The 26,710-nt window shown below is 57.6% G+C and carries 21 protein-coding genes, 1 other RNA gene and 3 pseudogenes; 2 read left to right on the forward strand and 23 right to left on the reverse strand.

The genetic code is table 11. The features are described from left to right. Nucleotides 1-36: 36 nt before the first annotated feature. The 23 genes and pseudogenes from lpxC to PSQ19_RS07375 all read right to left on the reverse strand — a co-directional run bounded on the left by lpxC (nt 37) and on the right by PSQ19_RS07375 (nt 25,094). Entirely contained in the window at nt 37-996 is a 960-nt protein-coding gene (gene lpxC / locus PSQ19_RS07265; protein WP_282220216.1) for a UDP-3-O-acyl-N-acetylglucosamine deacetylase, read from the reverse strand. 110 nt (nt 997-1,106) lie between these two features. Then, nucleotides 1,107-2,772, reverse strand: a pseudogene (gene ftsZ / locus PSQ19_RS07270) (cell division protein FtsZ). A 174-nt stretch (nt 2,773-2,946) separates the two neighbouring features. Beyond that, the gene (gene ftsA, locus PSQ19_RS07275) at nt 2,947-4,260 is read right to left on the reverse strand and encodes a cell division protein FtsA (RefSeq protein WP_282220217.1); all 1,314 of its coding nucleotides are present in this window, start codon (nt 4,258-4,260) and stop codon (nt 2,947-2,949) included. Beyond that, nucleotides 4,257-5,114: a cell division protein FtsQ/DivIB gene (locus tag PSQ19_RS07280; protein ID WP_282220218.1), complete on the reverse strand. Its 858-nt coding sequence runs from the start codon at nt 5,112-5,114 to the stop codon at nt 4,257-4,259. The genes ftsA and PSQ19_RS07280 overlap by 4 nt, the downstream gene beginning before the upstream one ends. Before the next feature lie 11 nt (nt 5,115-5,125). Continuing rightward, a complete protein-coding gene (locus PSQ19_RS07285) occupies nt 5,126-6,046 on the reverse strand; it encodes a D-alanine--D-alanine ligase (protein ID WP_282220219.1) in 921 nt (306 codons plus the stop codon). A 2-nt stretch (nt 6,047-6,048) separates the two neighbouring features. Continuing rightward, nucleotides 6,049-7,026, reverse strand: a complete 978-nt coding sequence (gene murB, locus PSQ19_RS07290) for a UDP-N-acetylmuramate dehydrogenase (protein ID WP_282220220.1) — start codon at nt 7,024-7,026, stop codon at nt 6,049-6,051. Next, nucleotides 7,023-8,441 (reverse strand): UDP-N-acetylmuramate--L-alanine ligase, encoded by a 1,419-nt coding sequence (murC, locus tag PSQ19_RS07295; protein ID WP_282220221.1) that lies wholly within the window; start codon nt 8,439-8,441, stop codon nt 7,023-7,025. Before murC ends, murB begins: the two co-directional genes overlap by 4 nt. Beyond that, nucleotides 8,438-9,553, reverse strand: coding sequence for an undecaprenyldiphospho-muramoylpentapeptide beta-N-acetylglucosaminyltransferase (gene murG / locus PSQ19_RS07300; protein ID WP_282220222.1), 1,116 nt, complete (start codon nt 9,551-9,553; stop codon nt 8,438-8,440). Before murG ends, murC begins: the two co-directional genes overlap by 4 nt. Continuing rightward, nucleotides 9,550-10,708, reverse strand: a pseudogene (locus PSQ19_RS07305) (FtsW/RodA/SpoVE family cell cycle protein). Before PSQ19_RS07305 ends, murG begins: the two are co-directional and overlap by 4 nt. Before the next feature lie 107 nt (nt 10,709-10,815). Further along, nucleotides 10,816-11,901, reverse strand: coding sequence for a phospho-N-acetylmuramoyl-pentapeptide-transferase (gene mraY / locus PSQ19_RS07310; protein WP_282220223.1), 1,086 nt, complete (start codon nt 11,899-11,901; stop codon nt 10,816-10,818). A gap of 32 nt (nt 11,902-11,933) precedes the next feature. Beyond that, nucleotides 11,934-13,322: a UDP-N-acetylmuramoyl-tripeptide--D-alanyl-D-alanine ligase gene (locus PSQ19_RS07315; protein WP_282220224.1), complete on the reverse strand. Its 1,389-nt coding sequence runs from the start codon at nt 13,320-13,322 to the stop codon at nt 11,934-11,936. Beyond that, entirely contained in the window at nt 13,322-14,767 is a 1,446-nt protein-coding gene (locus PSQ19_RS07320) for a UDP-N-acetylmuramoyl-L-alanyl-D-glutamate--2,6-diaminopimelate ligase (RefSeq protein WP_282220225.1), read from the reverse strand. The genes PSQ19_RS07315 and PSQ19_RS07320 overlap by 1 nt, the downstream gene beginning before the upstream one ends. A gap of 6 nt (nt 14,768-14,773) precedes the next feature. Next, a complete protein-coding gene (locus tag PSQ19_RS07325) occupies nt 14,774-16,501 on the reverse strand; it encodes a peptidoglycan D,D-transpeptidase FtsI family protein (protein WP_282220226.1) in 1,728 nt (575 codons plus the stop codon). Further along, complete coding sequence (gene ftsL, locus PSQ19_RS07330) at nt 16,501-16,881, reverse strand: cell division protein FtsL (RefSeq protein ID WP_282220227.1); 381 nt, start codon at nt 16,879-16,881, stop codon at nt 16,501-16,503. The genes PSQ19_RS07325 and ftsL overlap by 1 nt, the downstream gene beginning before the upstream one ends. Beyond that, nucleotides 16,878-17,876 carry a 16S rRNA (cytosine(1402)-N(4))-methyltransferase RsmH gene (rsmH, locus tag PSQ19_RS07335; RefSeq protein WP_282220228.1) on the reverse strand — a complete coding sequence of 333 codons (999 nt, stop codon included), beginning with the start codon at nt 17,874-17,876 and terminating at the stop codon, nt 16,878-16,880. The genes ftsL and rsmH overlap by 4 nt, the downstream gene beginning before the upstream one ends. Before the next feature lie 150 nt (nt 17,877-18,026). Beyond that, an RNA gene (gene rnpB / locus PSQ19_RS07340) (RNase P RNA component class A) lies at nt 18,027-18,416 on the reverse strand. A gap of 39 nt (nt 18,417-18,455) precedes the next feature. After that, on the reverse strand, nt 18,456-18,740 hold the full coding sequence (locus tag PSQ19_RS07345; protein WP_282220229.1) for a J domain-containing protein: 285 nt from the start codon (nt 18,738-18,740) through the stop codon (nt 18,456-18,458). Beyond that, nucleotides 18,724-19,074, reverse strand: a complete 351-nt coding sequence (locus PSQ19_RS07350) for a TerB family tellurite resistance protein (RefSeq protein WP_282220230.1) — start codon at nt 19,072-19,074, stop codon at nt 18,724-18,726. The genes PSQ19_RS07345 and PSQ19_RS07350 overlap by 17 nt, the downstream gene beginning before the upstream one ends. 254 nt (nt 19,075-19,328) lie before the next feature. Beyond that, nucleotides 19,329-20,159: a hypothetical protein gene (locus PSQ19_RS07355; RefSeq protein ID WP_282220231.1), complete on the reverse strand. Its 831-nt coding sequence runs from the start codon at nt 20,157-20,159 to the stop codon at nt 19,329-19,331. 130 nt (nt 20,160-20,289) lie between these two features. Then, nucleotides 20,290-21,187 (reverse strand): annotated as a pseudogene (gene metF, locus PSQ19_RS07360) (methylenetetrahydrofolate reductase [NAD(P)H]). Nucleotides 21,188-21,189: 2 nt separating this feature from the next. Further along, nucleotides 21,190-22,158 carry an ArsR/SmtB family transcription factor gene (locus PSQ19_RS07365; RefSeq protein WP_282220232.1) on the reverse strand — a complete coding sequence of 323 codons (969 nt, stop codon included), beginning with the start codon at nt 22,156-22,158 and terminating at the stop codon, nt 21,190-21,192. A gap of 143 nt (nt 22,159-22,301) precedes the next feature. Continuing rightward, nucleotides 22,302-23,432 (reverse strand): DUF2336 domain-containing protein, encoded by a 1,131-nt coding sequence (locus PSQ19_RS07370; protein ID WP_282220233.1) that lies wholly within the window; start codon nt 23,430-23,432, stop codon nt 22,302-22,304. 165 nt (nt 23,433-23,597) lie between these two features. Further along, on the reverse strand, nt 23,598-25,094 hold the full coding sequence (locus PSQ19_RS07375) for a catalase (RefSeq protein ID WP_282220234.1): 1,497 nt from the start codon (nt 25,092-25,094) through the stop codon (nt 23,598-23,600). A 99-nt stretch (nt 25,095-25,193) separates the two neighbouring features. Here PSQ19_RS07375 and PSQ19_RS07380 point away from each other — a divergent pair, with 99 nt between their 5' ends. Both PSQ19_RS07380 and PSQ19_RS07385 read left to right on the forward strand, forming a co-directional pair. Then, entirely contained in the window at nt 25,194-26,093 is a 900-nt protein-coding gene (locus tag PSQ19_RS07380) for a hydrogen peroxide-inducible genes activator (protein WP_282220235.1), read from the forward strand. 148 nt (nt 26,094-26,241) lie between these two features. After that, nucleotides 26,242-26,691, forward strand: coding sequence for a host attachment protein (locus PSQ19_RS07385; protein WP_282220236.1), 450 nt, complete (start codon nt 26,242-26,244; stop codon nt 26,689-26,691). Nucleotides 26,692-26,710: the final 19 nt, after the last annotated feature.

Consider the following 26,710-nt stretch of genomic DNA (forward strand, 5'->3'; position numbering starts at 1 on the left):
GATATTAATTGGATCAAAACTGTGACCGCGACAAGACTAGGCTCCGACGGAACGCAGATACGGATTGACGTTCAATCCCTCTGGCAGATCGTTGAGCGCGTCAAATTCGAGCGGCAGATCCTCGGCGGAGACTATTTCATAATTGGCATCGCTCGAAAAGAGACCTGCCAACACATGTGCGTTGAGCGCATGCCCGCCCTTGTACGAGCGGAACCGACCGTAGATGGGCATGCCGCCCAGCGACAGATCACCAATGGCATCAAGCAACTTGTGACGCACGAACTCATCCTCGAATCGCAAGCCACCGGGATTGAGGATCCGATCTTCGTGAACAGTGATCGAATTGTCGAGACTGGACCCCAGCGCGTAGCCAGCCTGGCGCAAAATCTTGGCGTCGCGCACAAAACCAAAGGTACGCGCCATCGCCACATCTTCGTAATAGCGCCGTGGCGACCAGTCAAAGATCATCCGCTGGCGGCCAATAACCTTGCTGTCAAAATCGATTTCGAGATCGAGCGCACGGCCATTATAAGGTTCAAGCGCTGCAAAGGCATCATTGTTACGGACCGTAACAGCGCGCATGACCTTGAGGAACTTGCGTTGGGCGGGCTGGATTTCCAAACCGACTTCCAAAATGCCTTCAGCGAACGGCTGCGAACTGCCATCCAGAATCGGGCATTCGGCGCCATCAAGCGTGATCAGCGCATTATCAACGCCCATCCCACTCAGGGCCGAGGTGACATGTTCAATTGTCGCCACACTGACACTGTCGCCGAGATCGAGCGTCGTACATAGCGTAGTGCGCGTAATACGAGAAAAGTGGACTGCCACAGGCGTGGTCGTGCGCCCGTCGCCAAGTTCCCGGCAGATCAGAAAGCCACTGTCGACTGGCGCGGGTCCCATGGTCAGGTTGACCGGTTGTCCGCTGTGGACACCGTACCCACTGAAAGTGAGCGTGGCACCTAGCGTCCGCTGGCGCGTCGAAAGTTTATGCATACTATATGGAACTCCAGCCCAGCCCAAAATCGCTTGACTCATTGCTTACTCAAAAAAACTCGGCGCGGAAGCCGCACCGAGCAATGTTTCACAGACTTGGCAGCGCCCACTTAACCGTGTTTACGCAGGAACGCTGGAATTTCGAGGTGTTCTTTTTGTGGTGCTGGCGCGGGCTGACGCCCCTGCGCGTCGAGGCTGCCATGAGCACCCCCGCTCGGCTGCGGAGCACGCGAAGGCCTTGTGCCACCGGCTTCTATGGCACTTCGGGCAGCATTGTCATCGGCCTCGATTTGGGGTGGCTCAACAGCTTGCTCAGCTTCCTGCTGGCCAAGATTGATACCAACATTTGACGCGAGCCGCTTGAACAATGCACGAGCATTGCGTGGCTCGCCTTCATGACGATCCTGTGGCTCGTGTGACCGTCGTGCAACAACTGGCAACTCCTCGGTCCGGGGCATCCGCCGCTGACCTTCCGGACGCGCCGCATTAGACGGAACATAGAGGCTGGGTACGGGCTCTTCGACTGCTGGCGCGGGTTCGTCAACATCTTCGTGGACAGATCCCGATGGGGTATATGGCTCTACATAGATACCGTCGTCACCAATCTCGTCACCGCCAGTCGCAAAGTCCTCGTGCGTCATGGCCTCGGCCACCGCCGTTTCAACCTGATGCTCGATTTCGGCCTGCGTCGATTGCCCATCCGGGGCCAGATGCGGGCCGCGATGATCGGCATCTACAGGCACATGGCGCTTGACCGAAAGTGGGGTGCGCGAGGCATGTGGCTTGGCGGGCTCAAGCGCCTGAACCATAGTGGCATCTGTGCCCGTCGCGACAACGGAAACGCGGATCGTGCCGGTCAGGCTCGGGTCATAAGTTGCACCCAGAATAATGTTGGCGTCGGCATCAACCTCTTCACGAATACGGCTGGCGGCCTCGTCAACCTCATAGAGTGTCAGGTCAGGACCACCGGTGATCGATATCAACAGGCCGCGCGCGCCCTGCATCGACACATCGTCAAGCAGCGGGTTGGCAATGGCGGCTTCGGCAGCGTGCCGTGCACGATCATCACCCGACGCCTCGCCTGTGCCCATCATCGCCTTGCCCATACCGCGCATGACCGAGCGAACGTCTGCAAAGTCGAGATTGATCAGGCCTTCTTTGACCATCAAATCGGTAATACAGGCAACACCTGAGAACAGCACCTGGTCGGCCATCGCGAAAGCGTCGGCAAAAGTGGTTTTTTCGTTGGCGACACGGAAAAGGTTCTGGTTGGGAATGACAATAAGCGTGTCAACGTGCCGATGCAGCTCATCAATTCCCTCGTCGGCCAGGCGCTGTCGGCGACTACCCTCGAATGAAAATGGCTTGGTAACAACACCAACAGTCAGGATGCCTTGCTCACGAGCCTGCACGCGCCACCACAGGCGCCGCCCCCGTACCCGTTCCACCGCCCATACCAGCGGTGATGAAAACCATGTGCGAGCCACTGAGATGGTCATTGATCTCGTCCCAGCTTTCTTCAGCCGCCGCGCGCCCAACTTCGGGGTGCGAGCCAGCGCCCAAACCCTCGGTGACACCCACGCCAAGTTGGATGATCCGGGGTGCCTTGCTCAAGGCCAATGCCTGGGCATCGGTGTTGGCAACCACGAAATCCACGCCATCGAGACCGGATTCGATCATATTGTTAACGGCATTGCCGCCAGCGCCACCGGCACCGAAAACGGTGATACGGGGCTTAAGTTCCTGAATGTCAGGGATAGTAAGGTTGATGGTCATGAAAGGCCCCATATGTGGCTTGGTTAGCTAACGATTTACGCGGAAATTCGTTAACCGGCCCCTAACAATTGCACCAATTTTATTAACGTGAACGCAATTTGCGACGAATGGTTGGTCAAAGTTGAGGCGCAATTAACCATGCACCCGCCCGCACTCGACACGCCAAAACGGTTATCAGAAGCTGGTCTTGAGCCAATTCCCCACCCGGGCGAAATAGCCGTCAGTCCCGGTTAGCTTGTTGACACTACGCGGCTCGTTATATTCCTGCGCGCACACCTGCGGATAGATCAACATGCCCGCAACCGAGGCGAACGCGGCACCCTTGGCCATCTCGGGCAGTCCCGCGATACCCATCGGACGCCCATTGCGTACATTGCGGGCCAGGATGCGGCGTGCCACCTCGGGCAGTCCTGTCATTTCGCTCGCGCCACCGGTTAACACAAAACGACGACCACACACATCCATCATGCCTGTGGCCTGCATTCGGTCACGCACGGCGGTCAGCACTTCTTCGATGCGGGGCCGCATGATGCGGGTCAATACGGCGCGCGCAACCTGCCCCGGCGCCTCGTCGTGGCTCGAACCAACAGGTTGGATGGCGATCATGTCTCGCTCATCTGCCTGCCCGGGCAACACGCTGCCATAAAAAGTCTTGATCCGTTCTGCATCTGCCACGCTGACCGAAAGCTGGCGTGCAATGTCCAGCGTCAGGTGATGACCGCCAATGGCGATGGCGTCGGCGTAGCACAAATGGCCATCGTTAAAGACCGACACGGTAGTCGTCGCGCCACCAAAGTCGATACAGGCGACACCCAATTGGGCCTCATCGTCCACCAGCGTTGCCAAACCGCTTGCATAGGGCGTGGCGATCAGCGCCTCAACCTGCAAATGACACCGGTGCAACACCAGTTCCAGATTGCGCATCGCAAGCGTTTCCGAAGTTACCACCGCGACGTCGATACCCAATTTGTCGCCAACCATGCCCTTGGGGTCACGGATACCCTTCTGGCCGTCGAGCGAATAACCGATCGGCAAGGCGTGTATAATGGACCGTTCGGGCCGCACACTACGCTCATTAACCGCCCGCAATACCTTGTAAAGGTCCGATTTCTCAACTTCCTGTCCACCCAGCGATACCGCTGCAGAAAATGTCTCCGACCCCAATCGGCCCGCCGTAACATTGACAATCACCGATTCCAGCGTCAGCCCGGCGGCACGTTCGGCCATGCCAACGACAGAGCGAATCGCCTGTTCGGCTTTTTCAATATCGGTGACAACGCCGCTCTTGACCCCGGTGGATTGGCCATAGCCAAAGCCGATGACCTCGGCCTGGTGGCTTCGTCCCTTGAGCGCCTTGCCCTCCGGACGCGGCGTCAGGCGCGCAATGACACAGCAAATCTTGGTTGATCCGATGTCGAGCACCGCCACCAGCGTGGTGCGGCCAGACTGAACGGGACGAAGCCGGGACGTCATCGAATTGGTCATCATGATTTTTTGTTTTCTTCGTCATGGGTGGCTGGACGCACCGCCACCGAGTCCGGCACGCGCAGGTCGATTATCGTCACGTCGCGGTCGAGCAAACGATAGTCGCGCTGATAATCCTCGAGGAAGCGGAGCGTCTGTGCGACACCTTTTTCAGGCAGTTGAACACGCAGGCCCGTGTCATAAATTATGTCCCAGCGCCGATCCGCAATGCGCGAAAGCGCAATAATGCCCTCCGACAAGGTCGGATACTGATTTAGTGCGCGGATCATCACCATCGCGTTGTCCGCCGCCCCGTCTCCCACAACCAACGGCAGGTCGCCATAGGCTCCCTTGTCTTCGCCGATTTGCTCGCCGCTCGCGTCAACAACAAAGGTGACGCCGTCAACGCGCCAGCGCGCAACCGGCGTTTTTTCCGTGATGGTGACAGCAACATTGCCAGGATAGTGTTTGCGTACATCGACACCGGCCACCGAGGGTAACTGCGCAATGCGCTGGCGTGCCGCCTCCGCATCAAAATCCAGCGTCGAGGTTCGCGGCTCGATACCGAGCGCGTCGAATACCGACTGCTCGCTGGTCAGGGCCTGCCCGGTAATCGAGATTGCCGAAATGCCAAATCCTGCGTCGGCGAATTCGCCTTGGGCAATTTCGCCCAGCACGGCCAAGCCACCAACAACATGGGCGCGTACTTGATAGAGTCCCACAACCGCCAGGCACACGACAAACGCAGCGATAGCCCGTGTCAGCACCAACCGATGCAACACCCAGATGCGTCCAAGACCGAGGATGTGGCGGCGATGTGGGGCACGCTGGAGTACCGGCAAGGCGCGTGGATCAATTACCTGCGCCGAGGCCAGCATCACCCTGCTTCCTACCTGTTGCAACTTGCGTCCTCCACCATCCAGGCGACCAGTTCTTCAAACGAATGCCCGGCGTGGGCGGCTTGCTCGGGCACCAACGAGGTTTGGGTCATGCCCGGCTGGGTATTGATTTCCAGGCAGACCAGTTCGCCGTCTGGCCCCGCTAGGTCATTGTATCGAAAGTCACTTCGCGTCACCCCGCGACAGCCAAGCGCCGCATGTGCGGCAAGACTCATCTTCTGCACTTTGTCGTAAATTTTCGATGAAATTTGCGCAGGAATAATATGTGCCGAACCGCCCTTGGCGTATTTCGCCTCATAGTTGTAGAAGCTGAGGTCCGTAACGATCTCTGTCACGCCCAGTGCTACATCCCCCATGACCGAGCACGTCAACTCGCGCCCGGGAATGAACCGTTCAACCATCAACTCATCGCCAGAATTCCAGTCTTCGCGCAAGATCTCCTGGGGTGGATGGCTGGAATCTCCCTTGACGATGAAAACGCCAAAACTGGACCCATCGGCTACCGGCTTGATGACATAGGGAGGCGCCATCACATGCGACTTTGCCGCGTCGCCTCGGGTCACAATCAAATGATCGGTGACCGGAATACCAGCGGCGCGAAACATGATTTTGGACTGGTGCTTGTCCATGGCCAGGGCGGACGCCAAAACACCCGAATGAGTATAGGGCAATTGCAAGAGTTCCAGCAGTCCCTGCACCATGCCGCTCTCGCCGAACGGACCATGCAGCGCATTAAATGCGACGTCGGGCTTTAATTCGGTCAATGTATTGGCAATGTCGCGGTCCACATCGACCTCGGTGACCTGATAATCAGCCCGGCGCAGCGCCGCCGCGCACTCGCGACCCGACATAAGCGACACCGGGCGCTCGTTGGACCAACCACCCATGAGCACTGCAACATGTTTGGCCATGGTCACACCGCCCCCGTGAACACGTCGCCGTCGAGAAACTCTTGTACTTCCGCACCGGGCGCAAAGTGACCCATTCGACGGATTTCCCATTGCAAATCGATGCCATGGGTCGCACGAACGCGATTGCGCACCGTTTCGCCCAGCGTCTCAATGTCGTGGGCGGTCGCATTGTCGATATTGAGCAAAAAGTTTGCGTGCAGCTCACTCATTTGCGCGCCACCCACTTTCAGTCCGCGACATCCAGCGGCATCAATGAGTTTCCAACTCGATTTCCCTTCGGGGTTTTTGAAAGTCGACCCACCCGTCCGAGACTTGGTCGGCTGGCTGCTTTCCCGCTTTTCGGTGATTTCGCGCATGCGCGCGAGAATATCGGCCGAATCTCCGGCAAAGCCCTGATAGACCGCTGAAACGAATACCGCACCACGCGGGCCATTGGACTTTCGATAGCGATAGGCCATGTCAGCATTGGTCAGCGTTACGATCTCACCCTGCCGCGTTACCGCCCGCAGTTCCACCATCCGGTCACGGGTTTCGGTGCCATAGCATCCCGCATTCATATAGAGCGCACCACCGATTCCGCCGGGAATACCGCGATAAAAGCTCAACCCATCTATGCCCGCCTCCGCCGCCGCCGTCGCCACTTTTACGTCGGGCATCGCCGTTCCAACCCGAATACGCTGCCCATCGAGCACTTCAGTCCCACCAAAGCCTTTTGCATTGAGGCGAATAACCACCCCGTCCAACCCGCCATCGCGGATCAGCAAATTGGAACCTAGGCCGATAACCGTCACGCGAATATCTTGCGGCAAGTGACGCAAAAATAACGCCAGATCGTTCTCATCGGCCGGCGTAAACAATAGCTGCGCAGGACCGCCGACACGAAACCAGGTGATTTCAGACAGCATTTGGTTGGCGATCAACCGGCCACGCACCTCGGAAATCCACGGCTCAAACGTCGGGATGAGATCGGGAAAGCTCATGATGCCTCCTGCCCCAAAATTGCGGCTAGTTCGTCCGGCAGCGCGTTGGCCCATTGCGTGATATTGCCCGCGCCGAGGCAGACGACATAGTCGCCGTCCTCGGCGCGGCTGGCAATGAGTGGCGCCAGCGCCTCGGGGCGATCTATCACCCGCGCGTCGCGGTGGCCTCGTGCCCGAATGCGATTGACCAGTTCTTCATGGGTAACCCCCGGGATCGGGCTTTCACCCGCCGCATAGATCGGTGCTACGATGACCGTATCCGCATCGTTGAAGCAGGCAGAAAAATCGTCAAACAGATCCTGCAGGCGCGAATAGCGATGCGGTTGGACGACCGCAATTACATCGCGCCGTGCCGACTGCCGCGCCGCGTGCAAAACCGACGATATCTCGACCGGGTGGTGCCCATAATCATCTATGATCGTAATACCGTTGACCTCACCGGTCTTGGTGAAGCGGCGCTTGACACCAGAAAAGCCCTTTAGCCCTTTTCGGATCGCCTCGGCCGGCACATGCAACTGATCTGCCACCGCGATGGCTGCAACCGCGTTGAGTGCATTATGCTCGCCCGGCATCGGCAGTTCCAGACCTTCGATACGAAGCTGAGTTTGCCGGATCTGATCGCGAATTTCGACCGAAAAAGTGCTGATGCCATTGATGTTTTCGAGTTCAACCAGCCGCACATCCGCTTGCGGGTTGCGCCCATAGGTAATCACCCGGCGGTCGCGAATTTGTCCGACCAGCGCCTGCACTTCGGGATGGTCAAGGCACATCACGGCAAAGCCGTAAAACGGCACGTTCTCAACGAAATTGACAAATGCCTTCTTGACCCCCTCAAAATCCTTGTAGTGGTCGAGATGCTCAGGGTCCATGTTGGTGACGACCACAACGTCAGCGGGCAATTTCACAAATGTGCCATCGCTTTCATCCGCTTCCACCACCATCCATTCCCCGTCACCCAAGCGTGCATTGGTGCCATAGGCATTGATGATGCCGCCATTAATGACTGTGGGGTCAAGGTCACCGGCATCCAGTAGCGTCGCAACCAGCGTTGTGGTTGTGGTTTTGCCATGCGTGCCGCCTATGGCAATGGCGTTTTTGAAGCGCATGATCTCGGCCAGCATTTCGGCCCGACGCACCACCGGCAGGGCGCGCTGGCGCGCCGCGACCAGTTCGGGATTGTCCTTCTGGATCGCCGACGACACCACTACGACGGTGGCCTCGCCCAGATTGTCGGCATGTTGACCAATCTCGACGCGGATGCCCATGTTGCGCAGGCGTTGCACATTGGGATTGGCGGCAGCGTCTGACCCCTGCACCACATAACCCTGGTTGTGCAGGATTTCGGCAATGCCACTCATGCCGATGCCGCCTATGCCGACAAAGTGGACAGGTCCGATATTGCGCGGCATTTTCATTGTGCGTTACCCAGTTTTGCGTTCTTCAAGTTGGCCATTTCCTCGGCCACATCTGCCAGTTTTTCAACCGCAAGCGGTTGGCCAAGCGATTTGGCCGCTACGGCAGCCGCGGCCAGAATATTCGGGTCGGCAAGCAGATTAGCCAGGCGCGTGCCCAATGAAAGCGGCGAAAGCGAGGCTTGTTCAACAATCCAGCCTCCACCGGCCGCCTCCAATACCAATGCGTTTTGTTTCTGGTCACCATCGATGGCACTGGGCAACGGCACCATGATTGCGGGACGACCCAACACACCAAGCTCCGTAATGGTTGATGCCCCCGAGCGCGCCACCACCAGATGAGCACCGGCAATGCGCTCCGGCAGATTATCAAAAAACGCCGCCAGCTCGACATTGACCTTTGCCTGCCGATAGACCTCGGCCACCCGGTCGAGATCCTCGGCCCGGCATTGCTGTACGATATGCAGTCTATGGCATAAATCTTCCGGCATCCGCGCAACGGCTGCGGGCACGATATCGGAGAATATTCGCGCGCCCTGGCTACCCCCGAATATCACCAGCCTGATAGGGCCATTATTGGAAATAGCCGGATATGGTGTGTCCGCAATATCGCGCACCCGATCCCGAACAGGATTGCCGGTAATCACCTTCTGAAGGCGCATTGCCTGAGCGTGGGTTGTCTTCTCAAAACTGAGTGCCAGTCGGTTCGCAAACCGGCAAAGCGCGCGATTGGCGCGCCCCAGAACCGCATTCTGTTCATGCAGGACACCGGGTATGCCAAGCAGGCTCGCGGCCACGAATGGCGGAAACGTCGGATAGCCTCCAAACCCCACCACGGCGTCGGGCTTGATCTCACGCAGTTTTCGCAGCGCCACGCCGATCCCGCCCAATATCTTGAAGCCCCCCCCAATAAATTTGACCGGATTATTGAGCGATGGCGTTGCCGCCGGCACCACGTGAATGCGCCGCGCCGGAAAGTCGGCACCATAGCTTTCCACCCGATGATCCGTCATCAGATCGACCACGTGTCCGCGACGACGCAGTTCCTGCGCCAGAGCCATCGCCGGGAATAAGTGGCCGCCGGTGCCCCCCGCCATTAAAACAAATGTGCTCATTCGGCAGGCGCCACCGCGCTGCGATAGGCAGGAATGCCCGTAACCAGTCGCTCCTCGGGTTTGGAGCGTGTCAACGCCAGCATCAACCCCATCCCCAGCGCAATCGCGATCATCGACGTACCGCCATAGCTCACAAATGGTAACGTCATGCCCTTGGGAGGAATGAGATTGAGATTAACCGCCAGATTGATACCGGACTGCAGGCCAAACTGAATCGCCAATGTCGATGCCGCAAGTCGCGGAAAAAGATTGGTCTGACGCTGCGCGCCAGCCAGTCCACGCACCGCAATGAAGGCAATCAAACCCACAAGCACCAGGCAGAACAAGATGCCGAACTCCCCTGCTGCCGCAGAAAACACATAGTCGGCGTGGGCGTCGGGAATAAGCTTCTTTGCAACCGATTCACCCGGCCCCCGTCCGAACCACCCCCTCAAGCAACGACTGCAGTGCCCGATCAATCTGGTAGGTGTTGCCACCCCCTTCGGGGTTCATGAAAGCATCAATGCGTTTGCTCACATGTGGAAACAACAAATAAGCCCCAAAGATCAATCCAACGCCGGCCCCCGCTAACCCGAAAATCAACCACCAGGAAATTCCGGCGAGAAACAGCAATGCGCCCCAGGTAGCCAGGATAAGCGCGGTTTGGCCAATATCAGGCTGCAACAGCAGGCCCCCGACAATCGCCGCGCCAACTAGGGTCGCCAGCGTTTTTCCCGGCACATTTTTTCGAACCATGCTCTCGGAGAACAACCACGCGCCCAATACGGCAAATGCCGGTTTGACAAATTCTGAAGGTTGAACGGTTTGTCCCATAATTGAAATCCAGCGTCGCGCGCCCTTGACCTCGGTGCCAAATTTGAGCGTTGCCCAAAGCATGGCCAGGGAACCAATCAGCGTAACCAGCGCCACCACCCGCGCCTGCCGCGGTGACAGGAATGATGCACCGACCAGTACCACCAGCGCGGGAACGCAAAAGCCAGCCTGGCGAATGACAAAATGCCATGGCTCCAACCCCAATCGTTCTGCCACCGGCGGGCTGGCCGCGAAGCTGAGCACAACCCCACAAATCATCAACAGGATCAGTGCGCCCAACAGTTCGCGGTCGATAGACCACCACCATTCGGCAATAGGGGTTTTTTGTGCCCGTGAAAACATGTGCGCGACAGCCGACGACCGGCCTCCTGGGGGAACTCAGGAACGCACTCTAACGCCGTGATGGTTACTGATTTCACACCGGAATCGCGTTTTGCGAAATTCCATCCCTAACGAAGTTTGAGCGAACTCAGGCCGATCAGTGCCAGCACAAACGATATAATCCAGAACCGAATAACCACCTGGCTCTCGGTCCAACCCAGATGTTCAAAATGGTGATGGATCGGCGCCATTCGAAAAACTCGCTTTCCCGTGAGGCGGAACGATGCGACCTGCACGATGACCGACACCGTTTCGAGAACAAACAGCCCGCCAATAATCGCCAGCACGATTTCGTGCTTGGTCGCTACCGCAATAGAGCCCAGCGCGCCGCCGAGTGCCAGCGAGCCTGTATCGCCCATGAAAATCTGTGCCGGTGGTGCATTGAACCACAAAAACCCCAGCCCTGCGCCGATGAGGGCACCGCAAACCACCGATAGCTCCGCCGTCCCCGGTACGTAGTTCAGTAACAGATATTCGGAAAATGTAACGCTGCCGACCAGATAGGCAATTAACGCAAAACACGCCGCCGCCACCATCACCGGCACGATCGCCAGCCCGTCCAGCCCGTCCGTCAGATTGACCGAATTGCCGGCTGCCATGATGACGAAGCCGCCAAACAGCACAAAGAAATAGCCAAGATTCAGCGCCAATCCTTTGACAAACGGGAACAATAGCGAATTGGAATAGGGCTCCCCGCTCAGTTGCGAGAGCGCGTAGCAGGCAATGACACCGATTAGCGCTTCCAGCACCAGCCGTTGCTTGCTGCCAAAGCCCTGATGGCTCATGCGCTTGACCTTGAGATAATCGTCGTAAAAGCCAATTGCGCCAAAACCGACAGTCACAAACAACACCACCCAGACATAGCCATTGGCGAGGTTGGACCATAAAAGGGTAGAAAACACCGCACCCGAAAGGATCATCAGACCACCCATGGTGGGTGTGCCTTTTTTGGTCAAAAGGTGCCCCGCCGGGCCATCCTCGCGGATCGGCTGGCCCTTGCCCTGCTTGAGGCGCAAGGCCTTGATCATCCCCGGACCGAACAGGAATACGAAGAATAGCGCCGTTACCACCGCACCCGCCGTGCGGAAGGTGATATAGCGAAAGACATTGAAGGCGGTAAGGCTGTCACCCAGCTGGCCGAGAAAATACAACATGAGTTAGACGGTCCTCTGAGTAGGCATTGGCTTTACTGGAACCTCGCGCGGATCGCATCAACAATGCCCGCAAGCCTGACGCCATTGGACCCTTTGACCATAACTGCATCGCCGTGTGCAAGTTCATCAACGATCACATCGACCAGTTCTGCAGTGGTTCTTACGTGCATTTGCACCCGATCCGCGCCCAACGCATCGGCCAGTGCCCCCATTTCGTCTCCCACCAGATAGATCCGCTCCGCGCCGCTGGCGAGCACCGCGTTTTTGAGGCCAGCGTGCAGGACTGCACTATTGGGGCCAAGCTCAAGCATGTCGCCAAGAATGGCAACTTTTCGACCACCCGGCGCGGCGGTTTGCGCCAATACATCCAGTGCCGCAGTCATAGACGCGGTGTTGGCGTTATAACTTTCATCGATCAGCAGCAGCGGCTTCCCTGGGTCGCCAAGCAATAGCTGTTGGCCCCGACCGGTTGGCGCTCCAAATCGCGCAAGGGCGGCAATGGCGAGTTCGGGGTCAATCCCGGCGAGCGAGGCCACAGCCAACGCCGCGACACCGTTTGCCACCATGTGACGACCCGGTGCGTTGATAACCAACTCAAACCTGTCATTGCCGTGACGCACCGATGCCCGCGACCGATTGCCCTCAGCTACACAACTCTCAATATGCCAATCGCTTGCGGCAGCAAATCCATAGCGCACGATATTACGGACCCCGGCGGCGTGTGCCGCATCAACCAACAGTCCAATCTGATCATGGTCGGCATTCAGCAGCGCGGTGCCATCCGGCTCCAACCCCTTAAATATCTCGGCCTTGGCAGCCGCAATACCTTCGATACCGTCAAAGGCCTCGAGATGCGCTGGCGCAATCGTGGTGACAAGCGCAATATTCGGCCTGACCAACCGGCTAAGCGGCTCGATCTCACCAGCGGCGCTCATGCCGAGTTCAAAAACACCGAATTCGGTCGCGGCGGGCATGCGCGCCAGCATCAATGGCACGCCCCAATGGTTATTGAAGCTCTTGATCGATGCATGGGTTGCCCCCGCCGCTTCAAACACGATCCGGATTGCTTCCTTGGTCGTGGTCTTGCCGACGCTGCCAGTCACACCAACAATGCACCCATTGCAGCGCTCGCGCGCCAGCCTGGCAAGATCGCGTAGACCGGCCAGCGCGTCAGGCACTACAATGCAACGGTCACGAAAAGCCCTACCCTCACTGACCATGGCGGCCACCGCGCCATTTTCAAGCGCCGTCGCTACAAAGTCGTGTCCATCAAATCGGTCGCCCTTGATCGCCACAAACAGCGCTTCTGGGCCTAACTCGCGGGAATCTATTGAAATAGAGTTGACCGAGCCCACCGCGTGGTGAACGGGACGCGCGCCGGTCGCGGTATATATCTCATCGCTCGTGAACAATGGCGCCATCAGGTCTGCCCAAGCACGGAATGGATCACCTCATGGTCCGAAAACGGCGTCTTGGACGTACCAATGATCTGATAGTCCTCATGGCCCTTGCCAGCGATCAACAACACATCGCCCGCACCAAGCGATCCGATCCCTTCCGCGATGGCCGCGCGACGATCCCCGTTTTCGCGCGCGCCGGGCGCTGCTTCAATTACCTCGGCCCGGATCACCGCAGCGTCTTCGGTCCGAGGATTATCGTCGGTGACAATAACCAGATCAGCACTCATGGCCGCGACCGCCCCCATTAACGGGCGCTTCCCCTTGTCGCGGTCGCCACCACAACCAAACACAACAATCAGACGGCCAGTAACATAGGGCCGCAACGCGGCAAGTGCCGTCTCCAATGCGTCAGGGGTGTGGGCATAATCGACAAAAATCGCGCTCCCACGATGCTCGGCAACCAGCTCCAACCGGCCTTTTGCACCCTTGAGTTCGGACAGGGCGGCAAACGCGGCGGCCCGTTCAACGCCGGTGGACATGGCCAATGCAGCCGCGATCAACGCATTGCTAACTTGGAATGCGCCCGTCAACGGCAAATGAAAACTGATTGTTTCGCCCACGTGCTTCACCTCAACACGCTGGCCATACCCCTCCCTTTCGATGGAGGCGATCTCGATATAGGCGCCCTCTTTGCCCACGGTGAGAAGCGTTGCGTTGTGACTAAGCGCTGCGAACATGAATGCTTCATGTTCAGGATCATCGACATTGACGATCGCTGGCCCGCCCTCAACCAGCAGATCCGTAAACAAGCGCAGCTTTGCCTGCCGATAGCCTTCCATGTCGACGTGATAATCAAGGTGATCGCGACTGAGGTTGGTAAAAGCGGCGGCTTCGAAGTGGATACCATCCAAACGACGCTGTTCAAGCCCATGGCTGGACGCCTCGATGGCGACATGGTCGATACCCTGCGCCTTCAGCGCCCGAAGATTCTGATGCAGTGTGCGCGAGTCGGGTGTCGTCAAACTGCCGCTGCGCAGGCCCCAGGATGTTTCCACGCCCAATGTGCCCACGCTACTCGCCGCCAGTCCGGACGCCTGCCATATCTGACGCACAAAGGATGCGACCGACGTTTTGCCATTGGTGCCAGTTACCGCCACAGCAATTTGGGGTTGCGGCGCGAATATGCGCGAGGCGGCCCGCGCATAGGCGGCCCTGACATCCTCAACGACGATCACCGGCACACCCGGATCGGCCTTGGGTTTGTGATCGGTCACAATCACCAGCGCCCCCCGGGCGATGGCTTCGGCGGCAAACTCATTGCCGTGGGCATGCGCACCCGGCAACGCGAAGAAGACGTCGCCCGGCTCTATTCTACGACTATCGGAATTGACGCCGAAAATGGCACCGACGCCAGAACTGGGTAGGGCGCCCGAACCTTCAAGGAGTTGAGTGACGCTGAAAGACACGGTCGACTATTCTCCCGAACCGCTCGAACGCAGGAATGATGGCGTGGTCGCCACATCCAGCGCCGGGCTGAAATCGGGCGCGATCCCCAGCATTGGCGCTACCCTCTGGACGATCCGACCGGTAACCATGCCCGCGTTCCAGCCTGCAGTAACACCACTTTGCGCGTTTTCGGCCTCCGGCTCGTCAACAAGAATGACCATGGCATAGCGAGGATTGTCCATCGGGAAGGCCGACGCAAAGACGTTGAAGTCCTTGCTGTTCGAATAGCGTCCATTGACAACTTTTTCTGCTGTACCGGTCTTGCCGCCAACGCGATAACCATCGGCTTCCTTGTCCATTTGTCGTCCCGATCCCTCAAGAGCGTTCAACCGGAGCAAGTAGCGGATCCAGTCGCTGGTCTGGGGTTGCACCACCCGTACGTAGGACTGTTCCGCTTCCGCCCGCGTCCGCTTGTAAAGGGTGGGCGCGATGTAGTTACCGCCATTGGTCAAGGCGGAGACAGCGACAGCCATATGCAAAGGACTGATGCTCAAACCGTGGCCAAATGATGCTGTCGCCGCGCCAACATCTGAAAATTCCTTCGCAATTGTAGGCGTCCGCATTTCCGGCAACTCAAACGGCACCCGCTTGTCGAACCCCAGCTTGGTCAGAAACGCTCGGAAATTCTCTTTTCCCAGCGCCTGCATGACACGGATCGTGCCGATATTCGAAGAATATTTGAAGATTTCCGGTACACTCAAAATTCGGTGCTTGCCATGGAAATCATCGATAGTATAGCGCCCGAACCTGATCCCATAGCGCGCATCAAACTGATCGGTCAGCTTGACTTTGCCACTATCAAGCGCCGCGGCCATCGTGATGGTCTTGAAGGTCGAACCAAGCTCGTAAATACCGGCGGTGATGCGGTTAAAGCTGCCTTTGACCAATGCCGACTTCGGATCGTTGGGATCAAAGTCAGGCAAGGAAACCAGACCAACCACCTCGCCGGTGTAAATATCCATCATCACACCCGCCGAGGCGATGGCCTTGTAGCGCACCAGGGCATCCTGGAGTTCGTCATACATGACGTGCTGAACGCGCATGTCCATCGACAAGGTGACCGGCGCCAGATCGTTGCCGCGCGCCAAGCCAATATCCTGCAACAGCGCAACGTCTTCATTGTCAATATGCTTTTCGATCCCGGATATGCCCTGATTGTCGACATTGACTGATCCCAGGACGTGGGAGGCCTCTCGAAGGCCCGGATAGAACCGCTTGCTCTCGGTAATAAAATCAATACCCGGTATCCCAAGACGCATCACGCGTTCTTCGAGGGCGGGAGACAATTCGCGCTCAACCCAGACAAATCCTTGATCGCCGCTAAGACGTTTGCGAAGCCATTCCGGGTCGAGTTCAGGCAGCACCGTCACCAGTTTGCGTACCGCTTCATCGACATCGATAATGCGGCGCGGTTCGGCATAAAGCGACGGCACTCGTATATCGACTGCCATTTCCAGTCCGTTACGATCCAGAATTGGCGGTCTTGTCGCGGTGATCACATCGCGTGCCTGCCCCTCGATGGTTGAATCGGTGACCACCATACCCAACTGAATGAGCCGCCCACCGACCACTACAAATCCCAGCAATATTGCCAAAATCATCCAACGGATACGTGCCTGGGTCAGATTGCCCCGAGTCTTGCGTGACCCATCGAGCGCAATTGTGGGTGCATAATTTTCACTGATCGCAGCCATTATTGCAGTCCCTCAAGTATAGCGTCGATTGGATCCACACCTGCATCCAGCGATTCAAACAATGCATTGAGCGCCTTGCTGTCAGGCGCGGCGGGACGCATCGGTAGATCGGCGAAGGATCCGAACTGCTTCTGCTGGACCGGGCCAATACCTAGCGCTTCTTCGTGCCGCCGCACGATGGGTTCAATATGACCGGGTTGGTTCAACGCCGCCCAGTCGGCCTTGAGCAGCGACAGATCGCCTTCCTGGCTCTTTATCTTGGCAACCAGCGCCGAACGCTGGTTGGCGGTATCCTCGATTGAGAATTTCAATCCATAGACCCCAGCCAGCGCGATGGCGCTGGTCAGCATCAGGACTATGTTGAGATTGCGCATCATCATGTGCCTCGCACCACCGGCATGCCTAGTCCCTCAGAGCTTGTCGGGCGCGCTTTCGCGCCCGTGCGCCTGGCAGTGCGCAATATCGATGAACGGGCGCGCGGATTACGTGACAGTTCCTCGCTACCCGGCTTGATGGCCTTGGCGACCTTCGCCCAGCGTCGCGTAGCCATCTCGACCTGAGGCAGATGGCGCGACTGCATCGGCCCGCCCTTCTCGGGATCAAAAAATCTTTTGACAATCCGGTCCTCGAGTGAATGAAAACTGATTACCGCCAGTGTTCCGCCCTCGTCCAACAGGCGTTCTGCGGCAAACAATCCTTCGACCAATTGTTCAAATTCGGCGTTGACGGCAATGCGTAACGCCTGAAAGCTGCGGGTTGCTGGATGGGCGTCACCGGGTTTGCGCCCGATTGCCTTTTCGATCACGCGCGCCAGATCAAGCGTGGTCACGATGGGTGCTGTCTCGCGTGCTGCCACGATGAATTGGGCAATCCGGCGAGATTTTCGTTCCTCACCAAATGCATAAAGCAGATTGGCCAGTGCCTCGGTTTCCAGCGTGTTCACCAGATCTGCAGCGCTTTGTCCGTCGGCGCTCATCCGCATGTCCAGCGGTCCGTCGCGCATGAACGAAAACCCACGATCGGCCTCATCCAATTGCATGGACGACACGCCGATATCGAGAACAACGCCGTCAATGACGCCGCGCCCGCCTGCCAAGTGGTCCAACCCCGAAAAGGTGCCGGGCACGAACGAAAACTGGGTCGGAAACGCCTCGTCCAGCGTCTGCGCGAAGGGCAAGACGCTAGGGTCACGGTCTATTGCGATAACATCGGCGCCGCCTGCCAGCAGCGCGCGCGAATATCCACCCGCCCCGAACGTGCCATCGACAATTCGCTTGCCCGCAAGCGGTGAAAGCGCCGCAACAACCTCATTCAACAGAACGGGAACATGGGGCCCAGAGGCCTTGGAAACTTCGGGCATTGAACGCTTGCCCATGATCTGGCGCCACTCCAAATTCCGGTCGCCGACCGGCACTCACACAATCTCGCCCTCAGGCGGTTCTGGCTGCACTTTGCCCGATGACTTTTAAGATTCTGTTTCCCATAGACGATTTGTAAAAATCGCTGGCCTGCGCGTGGGTCAATAAGTGCCAGTTGACCTGTAAGCCGGGTTCTGTAGGGCATCGCACCGGAGCGCAATACGTGGCGACCATTCATCTGTGACGCCTGTTGCCAGACGCCTTGTGCAACCAACCCGGATGATCTGGCCTTGAAACCGGCTGGGGCAAGCCCCGCGTCATCCCTATTTGGTCTTGCTCCCGGTGGGGTTTACCGTGCCGGTCCGGTTGCCCGTCCCGCGGTGCGCTCTTACCGCACCCTTTCACCCTTACTCCGGCGAACCGGAGCGGTTTGCTTTCTGTGGCACTTTCCCTGGGGTCGCCCCCGCCGGGCGTTACCCGGCACCGTGTTTCAATGGAGCCCGGACTTTCCTCCCTCCAGCGGTTACCCACTGGAGCGCGGCCACCCGGTCAACTGGCGGGTGGAGCATTAGAGGGCCAGCGCGCTAACCGCAAGCTCAACCAATCAGTTTTGGGGTTGGTGGCTTCATAATTGCATTGTAGGCGCGATTGATCGACGCCATTCGCGCCGTTGCGACATCAATGAGATCGCCCGGCACACCACGAGCAATCAACCTGTCCGGATGGTGTTCCGCAACCAGCAGGCGATAGACGCGACGCACTTCGGCGGGATCTGCGTCTGGCGACAATCCGAGCACCATATAAGGGTCAACTCCCGCCTCCAGCATGACATGCTGGGCAGCCATCTGCTCAAACCGGGCTTCATCAAACCCGAATATCATACTCACCGACTTGAGATAATCGGGTCTCAGCCTCGTGCACCATCCCATCGGCAGTGGCAATAAAAAACAGGCTGTCTAGAACATGCTCGAGCGTTTCGGGACTATCCGAAAAAAACCGGCCAATCTTGCGCGCATAGTGCTCGTAACCTGCGACATCCTGTTTGGCCAGATTGAATAGGCGCTCTACTTGGGGTTCCTGTCCCGCCGCAATTTCGACCGTTGCATTAAAGGCCCGGACTTCTGACGCCGTTACAGCCCCGTCGGCCACCGCCATTTTTGCAGCCAGTGCGATAAGCGACAGCGTAAACGCCGCATCTCGCCCCCGGGCAACCACGTATCGGGATCCAGAATATTGATCATGGAACCGAACAGCCCTGTTCGCCGCGATACCGAGCCCAGGAAGCAGGATAGCTTTTGCCAGATATCATAATTTTCTTCGGGCTTGCGCACGCAACAAAATGTCATGGCAGCCTCCCGTCCGTTTGGCGGTCCCTAACCGCAATGTCGCTAATTCAAGGCTATAGGTGTTTGGCGGACGGGTCCACCTACATCACTGCACAGCAGCGTTACAATTTGGTCATGGAACCTTCAGAAGCCGCCATCATACAATCGTCGAACAACCCGCGCCCCGCCACCACGCTGCGGTCCCTGATCAAGAAAAAACCCATCCGCGTCATAGTTGTCGGACACGCGCCCTGCCCGTTTACGCGCCAAAAAATCGGACAACGGACCCGAGGTCCACCCCGACAAATCGTCCGGACCCAGCACTTGTGGGCCCACTTCGGCTACTGGAACCGGATGGTTGGACTCGTCACGTCGTGCCTCATCGACTATCAGCGGCGCAACTGATTTTGGCCGCATTGAAAGCGGCATGGGAATTGGCGCGACCTTTTCAGGCGCGGAAATCGAGCCAACGGTGATCGTGTCTGCTGCAGCCGCCTGTTGGGGTGTCGACGTGGCCAGGGGAGCGGCTTCTGGCTCGGATTCAGCCATCACCGGTGTGATTGTCTCGTTTGCGGCCGTGGAAGGCGCCGCGTTGCCACTGATATAGGCAGGCAAGGATCTGCCGCTGGCCAGATATTTGTCCACGACATCGACATCGCCGCTCAGCGCCAGTTGCGTACCTTCGGACGCATCGATCGACACCGGCTTGGCTGCTTCGACAATCGCCGCGTTTACCGGCACCGTCGGGCGCATCCCGGCAGGTTGCGGCGCCACCTTGACCGGCGCGACTTCGGCAATATTGCTTGTGCGCTTCACCACTGCCGGGTTCGGCTTGCTCGCCACCACGCTGGCTTCGGCAAACTGGTCCGCGCTTGGTGTTAAAGTGCCCGTGGCCAAGTCAAAAGTAACCACACCGACGACGAAAACGACGCCAGCCCAGGCCATGCCATTGCTGATGTTACCGCTAATCTGCATATTTTGTCATTCCGACCATTGATTTGACCCGCCCATGACAAGCCGAATTTAGTGGCCTTTTTGTGAACCCACACCCGTTGTCAATCTATCTGCTGCCGCCTGAACCCAAACTGAACGACCCAGCAAACCGCTATTCCGGTCGTCGTCCCAACAGACGTGCCAGCGCCAGCACCAGGTTTGATCTATTCAGCGTATAGAAGTGAAATCGGGTAACACCGGCGTCAACCAACTCGAGCACTTGTTCCGAAGCGACAGCCGCCGCGACCAACATTTGCGTCTCAGGATCGTCCTCCAGCCCCTCGAATCGCTCGGCAAGCCACGCGGGCATTCCTGCCCCGCACCGTGAAGCAAAATTGGCGATTTGCTTGAAATTATGGATGGGCTGAATGCCCGGCACGATCTCCGCTGCAATCCCTGCGCCACGCACCCGGTCGATGAAGCGGAAATAGTCCTCATTGTCGAAGAACATCTGGGTAATTGCACGATCAGCGCCCGCATCAAATTTACGTTTGAGATTGTCAATTTCGACATCCCAGTTGGCGCTTTGAGGATGGCGTTCGACATAAGCGGCGACTGAAATATCAAAATCGCCAAGCCTGCGTATGCCCGCCACCAACTCTGCCGCATTGGCATAACCCTCGGGATGCGCGACAAAGGGCTGGCCTACCCCTTCAGGCGGATCACCACGCAGTGCCACGATACGGTCGACACCAGCGCTTTTGTAGCCGCGTACAACATCGTCAACTTCCGTCCGCGTTGCCCCGACGCACGTCAGGTGCGCCGCTGCCGCAACGCCAGTATCACTGGTAATGCGCGATACCATCCGCAGGGTACGCTCCCGGGTGGAACCGCCTGCACCATAGGTCACCGAAACAAACCGTGGCTTAAGCGGTGCCAGCTTGTTAATCGAGTCTCCAGAACTTTTCCTCCATCATATCCGTTTTGGGCGGAAAGAACTCGAAGGAAATCTGCAATTCGGGGCGGTCTTGCGCCGATAGTCGGCTGGGCCGCTCTAAAATATGTGACATTCTCAGTTACCTATATTGATCGTCTCGGCGGGCCGGGTCAGTCGCCATAAACACACAGTCAGTCCCCGCGCGCCGTTCTCGCTGGGAAATTCGCGCACCAGATCCGCTGTAAAACCCAATGCGCCAGCCCAATCGTCAAGTTGCTCATTTGAAAGGCCCAAACGCCGGTGCGCCTGTTCGATACGCAAAAACTCATGCTCATGGGGCGCAAAATCGACGATCAAAATCTGCCCGTCGGCGCTGAGCAATTGCGCTGTCTGTGCCAGGACACGACCGGGATCATCGAAATAGTGCAACACTTGGTGCAACACCAACACATCGGCCGGCCCGACTGAGGCATCCATCGCTGTAATATCACCGAGCCGAACCTGGGCATTGCCAATAGCACCGGTAACTAGTTTGGCGCGCGCAACCCCCAACATCTCGCGGCTGGAATCGATGCCAATGCCACGCCGATAGGTGTCAGCCAGCACTTCGAGCATGCGACCCGTGCCGGTGCCAAGATCGATCAGCAACTCGACGTCTTGTCCCGCAAGGGCGTTCACCACTGCTTCTTCAACTGCCGACTCTGGTGCGTGCAATCGCCGCAATTGGTCCCAGTGTCCCGCAACTTTGGCAAAGAATGCGGCGGCCTGCTCCTGTTGTGCCGCTCGCACAGAGTCTTGGCGCTCACGATCAAGCCGTCGCTCGGGCCCATCATCCAGCCGCTCAACCAGCCACCGACCCAATGCGGCACCTGCCCCGTGCTGGGTCAGACTGTAATAGGCCCACGCCCCCTCGGCGTGGCGCTGAACCAGACCCGCATCCGCCAACAATTTCAGGTGACGCGAGACACGCGGCTGGCTTTGGCGTAATATTTCGGTCAGGTCCTTGACCGTGTGATCACCCTCGGCCAGCAACGCCAATAGGCGAAGACGCGTGTCTTCACCCGCCGCCTTCAAGATGTTCACCAGTGCCGTCAGCTCCGCCATGCGGCTAGACCTCAAATCAGATATAAAGATGTCTTTATATTTGATCCAGGAAAAGGTCCAGTGCAATGCACAACGTTGGGAAAGCCAAAACAAGAGCGCCCGGTCTGAACATAGTCAGTTCGGGCGCTCGTGGAAATCTACGGTCAAGCAACGCTGGAGGCGCGTTCCTCGGTCACCTGCCGCTTGCGGAACGCGTGGGCACGCCACAATTCGAATATGCCACTAGCCTCGTCAACGCTAAGCGCTTCATACCGCGCATTGATCATCTGCAAATCGCTGTCATCGGGCAGATCCCGCCAAGGCAGAACAGACACCAGCCCCTCAAACATATCCGATGGCAGGCCGAGCGCTTTTAGCGCAACAGTAATGGCAACATAATCCTGCATGGCCAGCCACTTGATCAAGACTTCCGGACCGACCTTAAGCATTGCGGTCAGCGCCGCCGCTGCGTGGTGACCGTAGCCGAAGCGCACAAACCGCGCCAACGCCTTTTGGTCAAGTTGCCGCCGATCGCTGAGTGCCTTGATCTGATTGTAGGCAACTTTCCACTCAGTGGCCGAGAACCCGGCCCTATTGCGCAGCCGGTTATAGACTACCGCATTGACCTTGCTGGCTGCCGCCGGATCAATCGTGCCGTCGGTGTTGCCAAGATCGTCGATGACTTTGTCCGCCACCACCCGGATCTTGCCGTGAAGTCCACTCCAGTCAATTTCGGGGCGGCCACGAAGGTCGGTCGCGATTTCAGCGTCCTTGCTGGCCCGAACCAAAAGCTTTTCGAGCGTTACATGGCCAAGTTCTGCTGCCGCATTTCTAACCAGACGCGCCACCGAAGCTGTGCCGCCGTGATCAACAATCGCATCGCCTACACGCGGCGGCACTGTCTCGCGTCCGGCAATAATGGTGCGATGGGCCTCGCTGCGCATGCTGATGATGTCGATCAGATCATCGTCGGAGAGGACGTTGGAAAACTCAAGAAGCGGCCGCGCCACCTCAAACGAATCGTTGGCCAGGCGCACCACAACCGTACCCGGCGCCCGTTCAAGCGGCGCCAACAGTTTGGCGACATGCACGCGCGCTTCAACTTCGACCAGCTCGGCCAGATGACACAGCACCTCGTCATACTGGGCCACCTGGTCATCGTCGCAACGATCCGAAACATAGGCAAACAATTGCGCCATGTTCCGAAATAATTGGTCCCGCTCCCCGGTTTCAGCGTCCCCATTGAGAACCCGAAAGCTTGAAAACGCTTTCTCACCTTCAATAATTTCACTCATCGTCGCCCTCCATGCTGCGGCGCTTATGTGCCGGCACCATGACAGGGCAAGAATTGCATCAATTGAAAAATTGCGAGGATATTTGATTCAAACTTTATCTAATTGATGGGGGCGGGCCCCCATCAGCGGCCAACTGCGGGCACCGCTCGATGCCCGCGACTAGGCCTAGACCCCGGCGCTCTCATTGTCCGAAATTGCGTCGGCCTTGTGCGCATTGCCGGCAAGTTCCGCCCGTGCTGCTTTGACGCCAGCGGCATAATCGGGGTGAATTTTCTCAAAATGAGCCAGTTGTCGCGCAATGATCTCATCAGGCACACCATCCATTGCCGCGGCATAATTGGCATAGAGCCGCCGCTTGTGGTCGTCATCGAACAGGTTCCACAGCGCCCGTGGTTGGCTGTAGTCGTCATTGCCCTCACGATGATTGAAACGATCCGCATCGCCGGTCAGGCGCAACGGCGGCTCCTTTACCGAACTATCCTCTACCGCGCCACCGAACGAGTTGGGCTCATAATAGGCGTCAGAATTTGGATTATTGGGCATGAAACGCATCGCCCCATCCTTGTGGTAATGATGGACCGGCACTTTTGGCTGGTTCACTGGCAGCGCCTCATAATGTGTGCCCAGTCGATAACGGTGCGCATCCGCATACGAAAATATGCGCGCCTGCAACATCTTGTCGGGTGAATGCCCGATACCCGGCACAACGTTGGAGGGAGAAAAGGCCGCTTGTTCAATCTCGGCAAAATAATTGTCGGCGTTCCGGTTAAGCTCGAGCACGCCAACCTCGATCTGCGGATAATCGGCGTGCGGCCAGACCTTCGTCAAATCGAACGGGTTGTAAGGCGTCTTGTCCGCATCCATCTCCGGCATGATCTGGACTTCGACCCGCCATTTTGGAAATTCGCCGCGGTCGATGCCACCATAAAGCGCTTCCTGGTAGCTTTCGCGACTGGCGCCAATAACTTTTTCCGCCTCGGCATTTGTATGAGTGCGATGACCCTGGAGTGTCTTGAAGTGAAATTTGACCCAATAGCGCTCGCCCGCATCGTTCCAGAACGAATAGGTATGGCTGCCATAGCCATTCATATACATCGGCGCCACCGGCAGACCGCGATCCGAAAACAGCGTTGTGATCTGATGCAGCGATTCCGGGCTTTGGCTCCAAAAATCCCACATTGCGGTCTTGGAGCGCAGATTGGTCTTGGGGTGACGTTTCTGTGTATGAATGAAATCGGGGAATTTTAGCGGATCACGCACAAAAAATACCGGCGTATTGTTGCCGACAAGATCCCAATTGCCCTCTTCTGTATAAAATTTGAGCGCAAAACCGCGCACGTCGCGTTCTGCGTCTGCCGCCCCCATTTCGCCCGCTACCGTCGAGAATCGCAACAGAATGTCGGTCTTCTTGCCGACCTCGGAAAACACCTTGGCGCGTGTGTATTTCGAAATGTCATGAGTTATGGTCAGCGTGCCGAACGCGCCCCAACCCTTGGCATGAACCACCCGCTCGGGAATACGCTCGCGATTTTGATGCGCCAGTTTTTCCAGCAAATGGAAGTCCTGGAGCAGCACCGGTCCGCGCGGACCCGCCGTCTGCGAGTTCTGATTGTCCGAAATCGGCGCTCCGGCGCTCGTCGTCATTGTCGGTTTGTCGACCATCGTTCGTCTCCCATTGAATGATTTTGCTGACCATTGTTGTGGCCCATGCATATCCATTAGGCAAATTGATTGATCTACTAATTAGTATAAGCTGACACTATGACGCTGTCGCTAAAGCAATTTCGATATGCCATTGCCATTGCTGAAACCGGCCATTTCGGGCGCGCCGCCGTGCAATGTCACATCAGCCAGCCAGCGATGTCCCAGCAAATCCAGCTCATCGAGGCCCAGTGTGGCACGCTGCTGTTCGACCGGTCCAACCGGGCTGTTCAACTGACGCCGTTTGGGCGCGAATTTATTGACCGGGCCCAGCAGGTCATCGAGGCCGCTGACGCTGTTGAGGCGTTTGTTGCCGGGCAAGACGGCTCCCCACATCACCCGATAAGGTTCGGGCTGATTCCAACAGTCGCACCATATTTGCTGCCCGACATATTTCCCGCGCTGGCCGACAGGCTCCCTGGCGTAAAATTCATGGTCAGCGAGAGTCGAACTGATGCCCTTCTTACCGGTCTTTACGAAGGTAATGTCGACCTCGCCCTCATTGCCACTGAACCGCCCGAAAACGGTCCGGCGTTGACAAGTGCACCCCTATTTCTTGATCCGTTCGTGCTGGCAACTGCCGCAAATCAAACTAGCTCATCGCCGATAGCGCTCGCGGACGTCGCCCCTGAAACAATCTTGCTGTTGGATGAGGGACATTGTTTGCGAGACCAGGCCATCGCCGCCTGTCATTTGGATGGCACTGGCGGGGGTCGGACCTTTGCGGCAACCTCACTATCAACCATCGTCGAATTTGTCGCCCACGGACAGGGTGTAACACTCCTGCCACGGATATCGCTGCGAAAGGAAACCGCCAGCGCCCGGATCGCCATTCACGAACTTGAGGCGCCGGGCGCCGGGCGCCAATTATTGCTTGTTTGGCGCCAGGCAACGCCGTTTGCCACAGTCTTTCACCAGATCGCCGAAACTATTCGGGAAACCAGACCGCCACCGACGTGATAATCATCAAACTGATCGCTACATCCAAGTAGTGCGTCAATTCGCCTTTAATTCTGACCGAATTTGCTGCACCATCGCTATCAACTTTTTTCACTGTGCCGCGTTGCCATTCAGGGGCAATACAATTCCCCACCAAAGGAGATTTGCAATGAAAAAGACCATCACTTGGATTCTGCTTGCCGACGGCGCACAGGCACGCGTGCTTGAGCATACCGGTCCAGGCAAAGGGTTAAAACAGGTTGATGGTCTGGATTTTGCCATTCCAACGCTTCAGGCTCAGGATATCATGGCGGATCGCCCTGGCCGCGGAGCCATTCCAGGCGGCGACAGCAAGAGCGGCATGCAGCCCCGCACTGATCCGGTTCAGCACCGCGAGGCAGAATTCGTCAAATCCATGGCCGCAATGCTCGACGAAAAACTCCGCGACAGCGCCTACGACCGCTTGGTCATTTCTGCGTCGCCAATCGCCTTGGGCGTCATACGCAAGGCAATGACACCGGCAGTCAAGAACGCCATCGTTGGCGAGTTGGATAAGGATTTGACCAACACTCCAACCGCCCAGCTGGCCAAGCATTTCGACGGCATTCTTGCGGTATAAAACCGTTTTATTTCAATAT

The sequence above is a fragment of the Devosia algicola genome (genome assembly GCF_028816455.1).
Classification (GTDB): domain Bacteria; phylum Pseudomonadota; class Alphaproteobacteria; order Rhizobiales; family Devosiaceae; genus Devosia; species Devosia algicola.